The following is a 13,090-nucleotide window of genomic DNA, read 5'->3' as shown; positions in this document are numbered from 1 at the left end:
AGAAAAGGCGATACAATGACGTTTTCGACACAGCAAAGAACTCATGAGAAAACAGAACCGGAGCCGGGCGCTCTTCGGCCTTCGGATTATATCGAGAAGGCGTTGCTGGATCGTATCATGGCAGGCGTTCCGGGCGATGCGTTGCCTTCAGAGCGAGAGCTTGCTCTGGCGCTGGGCGTGAATCGTCAGCCTCTGCGCGAGGCGTTGCAGCGGCTGAGCCGCGACGGCTGGATTGAGATACGGCACGGCAAGCCGACCGTCATTCGCAACTATCGAGAAGAGGGCGGCCTGACGATTCTCGATACGCTGGCCCGGCAGGAGCTTCTTGATGCAGGCTGGATTTCGTCGCTGCTTGATGTGCGCCTGGCCCTTGCGCCGGCCTATGGCTACGCCGCCGTGAGGCGCAACGCAGCCGGAATCGAGGCCTATCTGCAACGCTCGACATTGTTAACCGACGCCGCCGATGCCTTTGCTATCTATGACTGGCAGCTGCATCGCCTTCTCTGTATCGAGTCGGGCAATCCTGTGTATCCGATGCTTCTCAATAGCTTCTCATCGGTCTACAGGCAGGCAGGTGAGCTGTATTTCTCGCTGCCCGGCGCCCGCGAATCGTCACGTATGTTTTATTCCGATCTTATGGCCGCTCTGCCCGATGCGGAGCGAGCCGCCGAAGAGGTGCGCATCGTGATGAGGCGCAGCATCGATATATGGCTTGCCGCCTCCGGTGGGGCGGCAGGAAGCGAACAGGCATCAACAAAATCGAAGAAAAGGGGGAGACGATGAAACGCTGGAACGGATGGGGAGATGATTCGATCAATGTGGGGTTACCCGAAGATGGAATCCGCTTTTTAAAAGAGATTACGGGAGAGCCGACGCCTCCTGAGAAGGCGACAAGAGATATTACCTACGAAGAGGCGCTGCGCCTTGTAGGACCGTCACGACTCGAAGGTATGCCGGGCGTCGATACGTCGGCTGAGGCCCGACTGTGGCATGCACGCGGGCAATCGTTACCCGACTGGCTTTCTCTGCGCCAGGGCATCGGCCTGGACTTTCCCGACGCCGTCGCTTTTCCTGAAAGCGAAGAGGATGTGCGCCGGCTGTTAACGCTGGCCGCCGAAAAAAACGCCGTCGTGATGATCTACGGCGGAGGCACAAGCGTCGTCGGGCATATCAATCGTCCGAAAGGGGATCGGGCCGTGCTTGTGCTTGATCTCAGCCGCATGAACCGCCTTCTACATTTTGATCCGGTCAGTCGACTGGCTCGTTTTCAGGCCGGCGTTGCAGGCCCCGACGTCGAGCGCCAGCTTGCGCCGCACGGAATGATGCTCGGGCATTTTCCACAGTCTTACGAATACAGCACACTTGGCGGATGGGTGGCTGCTCGTTCCAGCGGTCAGCAGAGCCTCTATTATGGCCGTATCGAAGATCAGTTTGCCGGCGGTCGCGTCATTACTGCCGATGCAGAGATTAATCTGCCGCTGCATCCGGCGAGTGCGGCCGGGCCTGACCTGCGTCAGGTGCTTCTTGGCTCAGAAGGGCGTATGGGCGTTATCACCGAGGTGACGGTGCGTGCCCGGCCTATTCCCGAGGCCGAGGAGTTTCACGGCGTATTCTTCCCTGACTGGAAAAGAGCCGAGGCCTTTGCACGGGCAGCCGTTCAGAATCGCCTGCCGTTATCCATGATGCGTCTGAGCTCTGCGCGCGAAACGTTCGTTACGCTGTCGCTGGCCGGTCATGCTTCGTTGATTAAATGGATGGAGCGTTATCTTGCTCTTCGCGGAGTGGGCGAGGGCAAGTGCCTTCTTATCGTCGGTTTTACGGGAACGAAGGCGCATGTTAGCCATACGAAGAAGATTACGATGCATCTTGCCTCGAAATATAACGGTGTCTCTCTCGGTCAGAAGCTCGGTTCGGCCTGGAAGAAGAATCGCTTTCGCGGGCCCTATATGCGCAATTCGCTGTGGGAGATGGGCTGGGCCGTCGACACGCTTGAAACGGCCGTTCCGTGGGATAAGGTGACCGATGGTGTGAGTCGCATCGAAGAGGCGTTGCAGAAAGCGGCCATGGATGAAGCAGGCGAGCGATTGCTGGTGTATACGCATCTATCGCATCTTTACGGATCGGGATCGGCGATCTATACGACCTACGTCTTTCGCGCACAGGCGACGCCTGAAAAGACGCTGCAGCTCTGGAAACGTATGAAAGATGCGGCCAGTCGCGCGATTGTGGAGATGGGCGGCACGATCAGTCATCAGCACGGAGTCGGCCGCGATCATTCTCCGTACCTGCCCGCTGAAAAAGGCGAGGTAGGCATGAAGTGGCTTGAGTCGATGATCAAAACGGCTGATCCGAAGGGATTATTTGATACGGGTAATCTGACGCAGCGTTAACCGGAATATTAGGCGATTGGTACGGAACCGATCTGATAGGGGTCAGAGCGGACAGATCCGAAAGAGCTGATCCGAGAGAAGGAGATCTATATGAACGAATGGAAAGAGCAGAGACGAGCCGTCTTTGAAAAGATGAAGCAACATCCGCCTGATCTTGTGATCGCCGGCGGCGGCGTGACGGGAGCGGGCATCGCACGCGAGGCGGCGCTTGCCGGCCTCAAGGTGTTGCTTGTTGAATCGATGGATTTCGGATGGGGATCTTCGAGCTGCTCTTCAAAGCTCGTACATGGCGGTCTGCGTTATCTGCAATCCGGTCAGCCCGGCGTGACCTATCGTTCGGTGCGCGAGCGAGAGGCGCTGATGAAAGAACTGCCCGGCCTGATACGTCCGCTCGATTTTGTTCTTCCTGTTTATTCAACGAAGAACAGAGTGCTTTTCAAGGTCGGATTGATGGTATACGATATTTTCGCGGGTAAATCGTATCATCATTCCGTATCGGCGCAGGCGATGAAAGATGCCTTTGTCGGTCTGAAGTCCGCCAATCTGCTGGGCGGCTACGTTTACTATGACGCGCAGACCGACGATATGCGTCTTGTGATGCGCATTCTGCATGATGCCGAGAACGCGGGCGCTGCGATTATGAACTATGCGCCTCTTGTGGAGCCTCTGCTCGAAGGCGGAGGCGTAAAAGGCGTGAAGATCCAGGATCGCATCGACGGCACGGAACATGTTATTCCGTGCAGCGTGCTTGTAAACGCTACGGGAGCGAACGTCGACCAGCTTCGTAAGACGCTTGGCCTTCCGAAACTGATACGGCCTCTTCGCGGAAGCCACCTTGTTTTCAAGAACGAAAGGCTTCCTGTTACAAAGGCGCTTGCCTTTTCGCATCCCGTCGATCGGCGCAACGTCTTTCTCTTGCCCTGGTTGGGCGTGACCTTTGTCGGAACGACCGATCTTGATCACGACGCTCCGGCCGATACGCTGCCCGTCATCAGCGATGCGGAGCGCAGGTATTTGCTTGAGGCGGTGAACGCTATGTTTCCCGAGGCGAAGATCACCGGGGCCGACGTCATCTCGACGTGGTCGGGCGTGCGGCCCGTCGTTTCAAGCGGTGCAAAGGATCCGTCGAAAGAATCCCGTGACATGTTCATCGACCTCGATCGAGGGTTGCTGACGGTAACGGGCGGCAAGCTGACGACCTTTCGCAACGAGGCGATTCATGCGTTAACCAAACTGGATGGCATATTCCCGACTCTGAAAGGATTGCGTCCGCGTCCTTTTGCGAATCCGGCCATGAAACAGAATACTGAGCTTTCGCGTTATCTATCGGCGGCCTATGGAGCCGACGCTGCCGGCCTTGAATCGAGGCTCGAGCAGGAGCCCTCTCCTTTTTTCGCCGGTACGCAGATTTTGAGAGAGGCGGCGCGCTATGCCCTTGAGAAGGAGTGGGTCGTGCATCTTGACGATCTGATGATTCGACGACTGCGACTGGGCATCCTGTTACCCGAAGGCGGGAAGGCCGTGCTTGGCGAGATCCGTACGATGTGTCTGAAGGCCGGCTGGAGCGAGGATTATTATGCGCAGGAAGAACAGCGCTACAAGGATCTGATAGCGAAAAGCTATTCATAACGTGCAGGCGCTTGAGCTGGTTCTGAAACTCAGGAGGGGGTTCGGGACGTGTTCTTGATATAAAAAAAGAATGTTGAGGAGTGTTTATGAAAAATCTGATTCTTTCCATTGACTGTGGAACGCAGAGCCTGCGCGCCCTGCTTTTTGACGCCGACGGACAGCTGCTTGATAAATCGCAGGTCGCACTCGACTATGTAGCCGAACAACCCGGGTGGGGGGAGCAGGATGCCGAGGTCTTCTGGCAAGCCCTGGGGCAGGCGACGCAGGAATTATTTTCAAAGCGTCCCGATGTCGTCGCACGCATCGCCGGTATGGCGCTGACATCGCAGCGTGGCAGCGTCGTTAACCTGGACGAGAATGGAAAGCCGCTTCGCCGGGTGATCCTGTGGTTCGACAAACGAAGATGTTTTAATTTTCGTCCGGTGCAGGGGCTCTGGGCCCTGGCCTTTCGTCTGATCGGTATGACCGACGCCATCCGCTATTTTCAGAGCATGGCCGAGAGCACCTGGATCGAGCATAACGAGCCCGATATCTGGAAGCGAACTTCGAAGTATATTCTGCTCTCGGGATATCTCATCTATCGCCTGACCGGACAGTATCGCGATTCCGTCGCCTCACAGGTCGCCTATATTCCCTTCGATTACAAGAAGCATGCCTGGGCCTCTCCATCGGACTGGAAGTGGCAGGTAACGCGTCTTCGTCCCGAACAGCTGCCCGAGCTGGTCGTGCCGGGCCAGATCATCGGCCACGTCAGCGCAGAGGCTGCACGGGTCACCGGCATCCCCGAAGGGTTACCCATCGTCGCCGCCGGCGCCGATAAGGCCTGCGAGGTGCTCGGCAGCGGCGTCAGCGATGAAGAGACCGCCCATCTGAGCTTTGGAACGACGGCGACGGTAAACGTTCTCTCGGCGAAATACAGAGAGGCGGTGCGCTTTATTCCGCCTTACCCCGCGGCGCTTCCCGGCCAGTACAGCAACGAGATTCAGATCTTTCGCGGCTTCTGGATGGTGAGCTGGTTCAAAAAGCAGTTCGGCTTTGAGGATGAGGCGCAGGCGGCGAAGCTCGGCAAAAGCGCCGAGCAGATCCTTGAAGAGCGCATCCGCGATATTCCGCCCGGCTCTGAAGGCCTTGTGCTGCAGCCGTTCTGGTCGCCTGGCCTGAAGGTGCCCGGTCCCGAGGCTCGCGGCGCCGTCATCGGCTTTACGGACTGGCATAACCGCTACCATATTTACAGAGCGATTCTTGAAGGCCTGCTGTACTCTTTGCGCGAAGGCAAGGAGCGTATCGAGAAATCGGGAGCGAAGCGCATTCGCAGAATCGTGGCTGCGGGCGGCGGATCGCAGAGCGACGTCATCATGCAGATGACGGCCGACATCTTTGGCATGCCGGTCGAACGTCCGGCGATCTATGAGGCGTCAGGGCTGGGAGCGGCGATGATCGCCGCGGCCGCTTTAGGCCTTGCTCCCGATGTGCAGACGGCCATCAAGCGTATGAGTGGAGCTCCGCGCCGATTCGAGCCGAATCCGACCGTGCATCGAACGTATGAGCGCATCTATCGCAACGTTTATTTAAAGATGTATGATCGGCTTAAAGATTTTTACAAAGAGCTGCACTCCGACCATACTTGAGAGCTGAGAAAAAAAGAAACAGAGTTGCGGCATGGTTCGTCTCTAAAATAGAGGAACCATGTCGAAATCGCGCATTACTTTTCTTATCATCGCTGTGATCTTTGCCGCTATCGTTGTATGGACGGCGCCGGACGATACACGCCCGGGCGAGGTCGATGGCGAGAAAGAGGCGATGGCCGCCATTTTCGGGGGCGGATCGTCACGATCGAGCTCCGATGCCGGCGCTCCAACATCGGTCTTTGATTCGAAGTTCTGGGGAACGGGCGTCGGCGAAAGCGCCATCCCCGACGAAGGCGGACCGGCTCCGCTGGAAGAAGAACCCGAGATTCTCGAAAAGGCAAGTGAGGGCAATCCGACCAACCCGCAAACGGGCATGCCTTATACGGACGAGCAGATGTCGCAGTTCGACACGCTGCGTAAGCGATTTCCGGGTAACTCCATTATTCCGCAGCGCGTAACGCCCGAGCGACAGCAGCAGCTTGAAGAAGAGCGACGCCGCATCGTCGACATCCAGCAGCGCATCACCTCGCGAAAGGCTTCGGCCGACGATATTACGACCTTCTATGATTTTCAGATGAAGGGCATGAAGGATCGAGCCGAGCTGCTTGAATACGTTCTTGAAAAGATGGGCGATGAGATGGACGACGATATGAAGTCGAAATACAGCGCCGTCCTCGAAGGAAATAAGAAGCAGATTCAGAATCTCGAAGATCAGAAAGAGAAGGCGATCAAAAACGCCGTTAACTGAGCCCTCAAACACATTCCAATAAAGAGGGCTTGAGCATTCAGCGGTGGCCTGTCCGTTATGTGTCGAGCATCCTTCGTTGATTCAAGCCCCTTCTTCGGCCACTTCAATGGAGCCGGTTCTCCCTGAACCGATCAACGGAGTCGATGTGATGCGTTCGAACGTTTCATGGTACTTCGGATGATTGGTACCCATGATACGATCCCACCAGTTGAAGTATAACCCGTAATTATAGTTGAAGTAACGGTGATGCATGTTATGATGCGTCGCCGTGTTGTTCCAGCCCATCAGAGGGCTTTTTGTGAAGCCCTTCGGATACAGCTCGAATCCGAGATGGCCGAGCACGTTCAGGAACATCATAAAGCCGAGAAAAGCAAGCAACGTGTACACATGCAGCGGGAAGAGCATAACGGCCATCGGGAGGATGCCCGCCTCAAGCACCGCTTCAAAAGGGTGAAAGGCAAGAGCGGCCCACGGCGAGGGGTCGGTCGACTTATGATGTACGAGATGAACGCGGGCAAAGATCTTCGGATGATGCATCAGTCGGTGGGCCCAGTAGAAATAAGCGTCATGCAAAACGATGAGGGCGGCAAGCGAGAAGAAAAAGTAGCCCCATCCGTATTCGTGAAAGTCGCTGTACATGAGAGTGTACCCGGCCTTCTGCGCCATATGCATGCCGACGCCTACGGAGGCGAAGATCAATACGGTGAGCAGAGAGTAGCCGATCTCACGGCGCAGATGCTTCGCTTTTGGAAACGACTTCTGAATGCGACGGTGAAGCAGCCTGCTACGCAGAACGATCCAGACGGCGACGTAGGCGAAGCCGGCAAAAAATAGGTAGCGCAATAGCGTTGTGCCGCTGATAATCAGGAATACGTCAGAGAGAGGGCGGTCAAAGACGGACGTCATGGAAATCCTCGCATGGTTTGATGACCGTAGCTTACCCCTTTTCGCCGGAGCCGTCTTCTCAATGCCGAAATAAGCTTCACAATTTCGAAATTGTGAAGGATTTCGCGGCGTCGGCATCGAAATCCTGAGCACCAGAATCCTTACAGGCCGATTTCCTGAAATCGATCGAAGACCTATGCCCGGAGGAACCCTGCCGCGCGCATAACAGGCTGCTTTTTCAGCAGCCTGCTAAGTAATTCTTGAGATGGCCTTATTCTTTTTTGCGCTGGCGGTACTCGGTCGGAGTCTGTCCGGTCAGAGTTCGGAAGACCCGATTGAAGGGGCCAGGAGAAGGGTAACCGATATCGGTGGCGATGCGGATGATCGGCAGATCGGGGCGATCAAGCAACTCGCAGGCCTCCTGTATGCGATAGCGATTCAGGAGATCGTTGAAGTTGCGGAATCCCATCTCGCCGTTGATCAGGCGCCTGAGCCGGTACTCCTGTACGGAAAGCGTGCGGGCCAGCTCGCCGATCGTGAGGCCTTCCTGCCTGTAGATGTGATCTTTTTCCAGAGCTTCAAGCAGGCGTTCTTTGAGGGCGGGATCGGGGCGATACCCGACCTTCTCTTTCAGTTCAAGAGGAAGAATATCAGGATGCAGACGTATCGCAAGCCACAGGAAGGCCAGCGAGAGTAAAAGCGTCATCGTCGCGTTGATGAGACTTACCGGAAGATCGGCCTGAAGCGGTCGCAGAATAAACAGCGAGGCGATGATCCAGGCAATCAAAAGCCCGATCAGGAGAACAAAGATGCGCCGCAGATCAAGACGCAGTTCGACGAGATCATCGCGCTGACCGCGATGGGCGACAAGCAGCGAATGAAAGATAAGAGCAAGCGAGTAGAGGATGTTGGGAAAGAGATAGAGCAGGTCGTCGCTTTTACCGCTGCTTTCAAGAAAGAGAAAGGGATGCTCGGGCAGGCGGCCCGGCAGTGTCACGGCCACAAGTAGAAAACGGCCGAGAAGAACGGCAAGATGCAATCGACCGGGACGGAACCCATCGTCAAAGACCGAAAGCGAGAACATCCAGAAGCAATACGGCAGAAGCAGGATGCCGGCACCGAAAACAAGCTGTACCGCCGACGAGGAGAGCAGCTCGGGCGGTGCGATATAATGAAGCAGCCAGTAGATCAGATAGATCTCGGTCGTGATCAAGAAGAAGAAACCAAAAAGCGGCCGCAGATCCTTCTTCGACGTGCGCATCGAGGCGATCAAAAAGATACCGGCAATCGCGCCGACGAGGGCGATATCCATCCAGAGCAGGCCCGGCAGAAGGGCGTGAAAGAAAGGAGCCATAACGATCAGTTTTCAGAAAGGCGGCTGCGGTTCAGAAGGCCGGGGCGAAGGCGGCCGATCAATGTGATCAGCTCATCGCGTCTCGCTTCGTTGTCATAATGATGATAGAGCGAGTGCAGCAGAACGAGCGAATAAAAACAGAGACGGGCCGCCGCCTTCTCGCGATAACGATCGTCAAGCGTCGGCAGGTCTCGCTCAAGGCGCATGCATTCCTCTTCGATTTGCAGAATCTCGTCGGATTGCAGACGTCGCAGATGCGGATGATCAAGAACGGCCGTCATCCATTCGGCCGGTAGCCACAGGGCGACGCGTTCTTTCTCTTCGCCGCTGAAGCGAAAATTAAGTTCACCGACGATTTCAGAGGCCGGCGAGGAGCGATAGGCCTGCACATCAAGAGGAGCGTTATTCAGAAGAAAGGCGTCTCGCATCGTTCCGAGCCCTTTCTCGTATTCAAGAGCGTCTTTTTCTTCGTCGCCGACAAGGGCCCTGCATTCGCCAAGAAGCATCATCGTTTCGGGACGATGCGGCTGAAGCTGAAGGGCGAAGCCGAGCAGATCGCGAGCGTTGCGGTAATCGCGCAGACGCATCATGTTACGCGAGAGCTGCAGCAGCGCCGCCATGTCTTCAGTACCCACCGATCCTTCTTTGAAGCGGTGGCGAAACTGACGGGCCGCATGATTGAGCACGGCTCTCATCGCCGAGTCGACGGACGGCGTCAGGTCGAGCTTTTTATCGCGAAGCAGGGATTCAAAGGCGTTCCATTCGTCGAGCAGATAGGCGCCGGACAGCTTGCCTGCCGGAGCCTGCGTTAACAGCGCCTGTCGGTGTTCCCAGTACGAAGCGGCATAGAACCCCGACATCAGATCGGAGTTCTCAGGATGTCGTTCGAGCAGCTCGCCTATCGCCTGAACGGCGCCGGCAAAGTCTCCTGATTCGAGCAACGATCGCGCTTCGTCGAGGCTTCCCATGTTAACGGTAGTTGTCGAAGGTGACGGCGAAATCGATCTCGCTCTGACGCAGCATCTTCATGACTGCTTGTAGATCATCCTTGCTCTTTCCCGTTACGCGCACCGCATCACCCTGCTGTCGCGTCGTCACTTTCAGAGCGGAGTCTTTGATCAGCTTCGTCACCGTCTTGCACTGCTCGGTGGACAGGCCGTTCTGCGTCGTCACCTTGCATTTCACCCTGCCCGAGATGTTCTTCTCGAACTCCCCGAACTTAAAGGCCTTCAGGCTGATCTCGCGTTTCACGAGCTTGCTCTGAAGCATATCGATGAGCTGGTTCAGCTTCATCTCGTCGGACGAAGCCATGTGAATGCCGTCTTTCTCGCGTTCGATCTCGATGGTCGCTCCGCGAAAGTCGAAGCGAGTACTTGCTTCTTTCAGCGTCTGATTGATGGCGTTGGATAACTCCTGCTCGTCGACTTTATAAACGACGTCAAATGAATACTCTGCCATGTTCGCTCCTTTTCAGGGTTTTCGCTTCGGCGATGAAGCCGCCCGGTTTTATTTTCCCGCCAGTCGGGCCTCGACAAGCGCTGTGGCCTCGGCAAGGGCCTTCTCGATCCCTTCGACGAGCGTGCCGCCGGCCTGTGCCATGTCTTTCTTTCCGCCGCCTTTGCCGCCGATATGAGCAGAAGTCTGCCGTATCAGGTCAGAACAGTCAAGCCCGACTTTTACGGCTTCGGCCGTGCAGCTGTAAACAAGGACGGGGCCTTTCTCGGTAGCCGAGCCGGCAAGAAGAATGAGCTTCGACTCGCGTTCTCGTAAGACGTCGGCAAGGGCCTTCAATGCCTGGCCGTCCAGAGAATCCGGTCGTGCGACGACGACCTTGAAGGCGCCCGTCGATTTCGCCGAAGCAAGGAGGGACTCCGCAAGTTCTGCTCCGTCGGCGGGTCCTTTTGCGAGTGCCTTTCGCATACGCTTCTCGATCGACTTCAGAGCCTCGCGAGCATCGCGAATACGTTTTTCAAAGACAATGCTCTGCTCGGGATCTTTTTCCAGCGACGACTCGATGGCCTTCACGTCGGGTAACGCCAGGGCTTTCAGATCTTTTGATTCCGCCTGCAGATCGACCTTATGAGTGGCGATCTCGTCAAGCAGGCGCATCTGCTCGGCGCGAAGCTCAGAGAACTGCTCATCGAAGTAGGCCGTGACGCGTTTGCCGGCGACGGCCTCAATGCGACGGTTACCGGCACCGGGGCTGGATTCACGCAGAATATGAAAGAGGGCGATGTCGCCCGTGTTTTTCACGTGGCATCCGCCGCAGAACTCGACGGAGTAGGGCTCGTTCTCGCCCTGTCGCTCTCCCATCGTGATCACGCGCACCTGCTCGCCGTATTTCTCGCCGAACGTGGCGATCGCGCCCGTTTTCTTCGCTTCGTCGATAGGAAGGATCTTCGCCTCGACCTTTGCCTTTGCCATGATGGCTTTGATTACCGAACGCTCGACCTGTTCGATCTCGTCAGGCTCCATGCGTTTCGGATGCGAGAAGTCAAAGCGCAGATAGTCGGGCGATACGAGCGATCCGGTTTGCAAGATGTGCGTGCCCAGAACGGATCGCAATCCGCTGTTCAGAAGATGTGTGGCGCTGTGATGGCCGATGAGCAGCGTACGACGATCCGTATCGACCTTGAGTTCTATGCGATCGCCCGTTTTCAGAGCCCCTTCTTCGAGACGGCCGATATGAAAGATGAGCTCGCCTTTTTTACGCGTATCTTCGACGCGAAAGCGTCCGCCTTTAGCTACAAGAAATCCCGTATCGCCCTGCTGGCCGCCGCCTTCGGGATAAAACGGACTGCGAGATGTCGCGATCATGCCTTCGTCGCCGGCCTTCATCTGTGACGTCGTATGATCGCCGATGATCATGCCGATGACGGCGCCTTCATCCGAAAGCGTATCATAACCGACAAACTCGGTGCGCGTTTCGTCGCTGATCGGAAAGTCGGCCGGCAGCTTGAAGTCCTTCCAGTTCGCTCCCGTGCGGGCCTTTTCGCGCTGCTCTTCCATCAGTCGCTCGAATTCTTTCAGGTCGACCGTCATGCCGTTGCGTTCGGCTAACTCAATCGTCATCTCAAGCGGGAATCCGAACGTGTCATAGAGCGTGAAGGCCTGTTTGCCGGGGAAGACCTTCGCCTTCGCCGCCTTCGCTTCGGCAAGGTATTCATCCCATTTACGAACGCCCGTTTCAAGCGTCGTGAGAAAGCGCTGTTCTTCAGAGAGCAGGATGTCATGAACCTTCTTCTGTTCGGCGACAAGCTCCGGATAAAAAGAACCGTAAATCGAGACGACCTCGGGATGCAGGCGATGCAGGATAGGCTCGTTCACGCCCAGATGATGTGCGAAAAGAAGCGCACGCCGGATGATGCGGCGAACGACGTAACCGCGGCCGGTGTTATCGGGCAGAATCCCGTCAGAGAGGGCGAACGTCGACGAGCGCGCATGATCGGTGAGTACGCGAAAGGCGGCCAGCGTCGTATCGTTGATCTCGGGCATTTTGCCCGTCGATTCTTTCACAAGCTCCTGCACCTTCGTGCGGATGCGCACCAGCTCGTCGGTTTCGTAAACGGTATCGGTGTTACCGAGAAGCGCGACGATGCGTTCGAGACCGGCGCCCGTATCGATGCCTGTTCGCGGCAGCGGATGCAGCTGTCCTCGCGTATCCTGGTTAAACTGATTGAAGACAAGATTCCAGTATTCAAGGTAGCGGTCACAGTCCGAGCCGGGCTTACACGTATCGGGATCGCCGCAGCCCGTCGGCCCTTTGCAGATGTGGGCGCCGCGATCGAGATAGAGCTCAGAACAGGGGCCGCACGGACCGGAATCGCCGGCCGGTCCCCACCAGTTCGTATCTTTGCCGAGTCGGGTGATGCGCTCCAGCGGAACGCCGGCCTTCTTATTCCAGATTTGAATGGCCTCGTCGTCGTCTTCGTAAACGGTAATATGAATCTTTTTCGGGTCGAGCTTCAGCCAGTCGACCGAGAACTCCCACGCCCATTCGATGGCCTCTTCTTTGAAGTAGTCGCCAAAGCTGAAGTTGCCGAGCATCTCAAAAAAGGTGCAGTGCCGTGCCGTTTTTCCCACCACTTCGAGGTCCGTGGTGCGCAGGCATTTCTGAATCGTGGCGATGCGCGGGCTTGGAGGAGTCTCTGCGCCTTCGAAATATGCCTTAAATGGAACCATACCCGCCGACGTAAAAAGCAAAGTCGGATCGCCCGCCGGCAACAGGCTTGCGGAGGGCAGTTGAAGATGCTTTTTCGACTCGAAGAATTCGATCCAGAGTTTACGTAATTCGGCGCAGGTCAGAGCTTTCATAGACGATGCCTGTATAGAAATGGTCCCTTACAGGAAAATAAAAAAACGCCCGCCCTGCCGCAGGCGATTCCGTCGAGCGACCCTTTATCATACAGACGTACGTTCTTGTAGACAGGACGGCAAAGGATCGAAAATCTGCTCA

10 protein-coding genes are annotated in these 13,090 nt (G+C 56.3%); 5 read left to right on the top strand and 5 right to left on the bottom strand.

Translation table 11 applies throughout. From position 1 onward, the window contains the following. Positions 1 to 15 precede the first annotated feature (15 nt). The 5 genes from LEPIL_RS10990 to LEPIL_RS10970 all read left to right on the top strand — a co-directional run bounded on the left by LEPIL_RS10990 (position 16) and on the right by LEPIL_RS10970 (position 6,395). Positions 16 to 783 (top strand): GntR family transcriptional regulator, encoded by a 768-nt coding sequence (locus LEPIL_RS10990; RefSeq protein ID WP_002772557.1) that lies wholly within the window; start codon positions 16 to 18, stop codon positions 781 to 783. Continuing rightward, complete coding sequence (locus LEPIL_RS10985) at positions 780 to 2,390, top strand: FAD-binding oxidoreductase (RefSeq protein ID WP_002772556.1); 1,611 nt, start codon at positions 780 to 782, stop codon at positions 2,388 to 2,390. Before LEPIL_RS10990 ends, LEPIL_RS10985 begins: the two co-directional genes overlap by 4 nt. 90 nt (positions 2,391 to 2,480) lie before the next feature. Then, positions 2,481 to 4,019, top strand: a complete 1,539-nt coding sequence (locus LEPIL_RS10980; RefSeq protein ID WP_002772554.1) for a glycerol-3-phosphate dehydrogenase/oxidase — start codon at positions 2,481 to 2,483, stop codon at positions 4,017 to 4,019. A gap of 86 nt (positions 4,020 to 4,105) precedes the next feature. Beyond that, the gene (locus LEPIL_RS10975; RefSeq protein WP_002772552.1) at positions 4,106 to 5,647 is read left to right on the top strand and encodes an FGGY-family carbohydrate kinase; all 1,542 of its coding nucleotides are present in this window, start codon (positions 4,106 to 4,108) and stop codon (positions 5,645 to 5,647) included. Between the two features lie 58 nt (positions 5,648 to 5,705). Next, positions 5,706 to 6,395, top strand: coding sequence for an LIC_20245/LIC_11074 family protein (locus LEPIL_RS10970; RefSeq protein WP_002772551.1), 690 nt, complete (start codon positions 5,706 to 5,708; stop codon positions 6,393 to 6,395). Between the two features lie 81 nt (positions 6,396 to 6,476). On the opposite strand, the gene LEPIL_RS10965 is transcribed toward LEPIL_RS10970, so the two are convergent. From LEPIL_RS10965 to alaS, 5 genes are all read right to left on the bottom strand, one after another. Then, positions 6,477 to 7,301: a sterol desaturase family protein gene (locus LEPIL_RS10965; RefSeq protein ID WP_002772550.1), complete on the bottom strand. Its 825-nt coding sequence runs from the start codon at positions 7,299 to 7,301 to the stop codon at positions 6,477 to 6,479. 250 nt (positions 7,302 to 7,551) lie between these two features. Beyond that, entirely contained in the window at positions 7,552 to 8,634 is a 1,083-nt protein-coding gene (locus LEPIL_RS10960; protein ID WP_002772549.1) for a helix-turn-helix transcriptional regulator, read from the bottom strand. 5 nt (positions 8,635 to 8,639) lie between these two features. Next, positions 8,640 to 9,602 (bottom strand): tetratricopeptide repeat protein, encoded by a 963-nt coding sequence (locus LEPIL_RS10955; protein WP_002772548.1) that lies wholly within the window; start codon positions 9,600 to 9,602, stop codon positions 8,640 to 8,642. A 1-nt stretch (position 9,603) separates the two neighbouring features. Next, complete coding sequence (locus LEPIL_RS10950) at positions 9,604 to 10,092, bottom strand: YajQ family cyclic di-GMP-binding protein (protein WP_002772546.1); 489 nt, start codon at positions 10,090 to 10,092, stop codon at positions 9,604 to 9,606. Between the two features lie 48 nt (positions 10,093 to 10,140). Beyond that, complete coding sequence (alaS, locus tag LEPIL_RS10945; RefSeq protein WP_002772545.1) at positions 10,141 to 12,948, bottom strand: alanine--tRNA ligase; 2,808 nt, start codon at positions 12,946 to 12,948, stop codon at positions 10,141 to 10,143. Positions 12,949 to 13,090 lie beyond the last annotated feature (142 nt).

This window comes from Leptonema illini DSM 21528, assembly GCF_000243335.1.
GTDB classification, from domain to species: domain Bacteria; phylum Spirochaetota; class Leptospiria; order Leptospirales; family Leptonemataceae; genus Leptonema; species Leptonema illini.
The sequence above is the reverse complement of the archived record's forward strand: the minus strand, read 5'-3'. Positions and strand labels throughout refer to the sequence as shown.

Bases quoted from the DNA above. Each gene is read 5' to 3' on its own strand.
- LEPIL_RS10990 (WP_002772557.1), top strand. From the start codon at position 16: ATGACGTTTTCGACACAGCAAAGAACTCATGAGAAAACAGAACCGGAG.
- LEPIL_RS10985 (WP_002772556.1), top strand. From the start codon at position 780: ATGAAACGCTGGAACGGATGGGGAGATGATTCGATCAATGTGGGGTTA.
- LEPIL_RS10980 (WP_002772554.1), top strand. From the start codon at position 2,481: ATGAACGAATGGAAAGAGCAGAGACGAGCCGTCTTTGAAAAGATGAAG.
- LEPIL_RS10975 (WP_002772552.1), top strand. From the start codon at position 4,106: ATGAAAAATCTGATTCTTTCCATTGACTGTGGAACGCAGAGCCTGCGC.
- LEPIL_RS10970 (WP_002772551.1), top strand. From the start codon at position 5,706: ATGTCGAAATCGCGCATTACTTTTCTTATCATCGCTGTGATCTTTGCC.
- LEPIL_RS10965 (WP_002772550.1), bottom strand. From the start codon at position 7,301: ATGACGTCCGTCTTTGACCGCCCTCTCTCTGACGTATTCCTGATTATC.
- LEPIL_RS10960 (WP_002772549.1), bottom strand. From the start codon at position 8,634: ATGGCTCCTTTCTTTCACGCCCTTCTGCCGGGCCTGCTCTGGATGGAT.
- LEPIL_RS10955 (WP_002772548.1), bottom strand. From the start codon at position 9,602: ATGGGAAGCCTCGACGAAGCGCGATCGTTGCTCGAATCAGGAGACTTT.
- LEPIL_RS10950 (WP_002772546.1), bottom strand. From the start codon at position 10,092: ATGGCAGAGTATTCATTTGACGTCGTTTATAAAGTCGACGAGCAGGAG.
- alaS (WP_002772545.1), bottom strand. From the start codon at position 12,948: ATGAAAGCTCTGACCTGCGCCGAATTACGTAAACTCTGGATCGAATTC.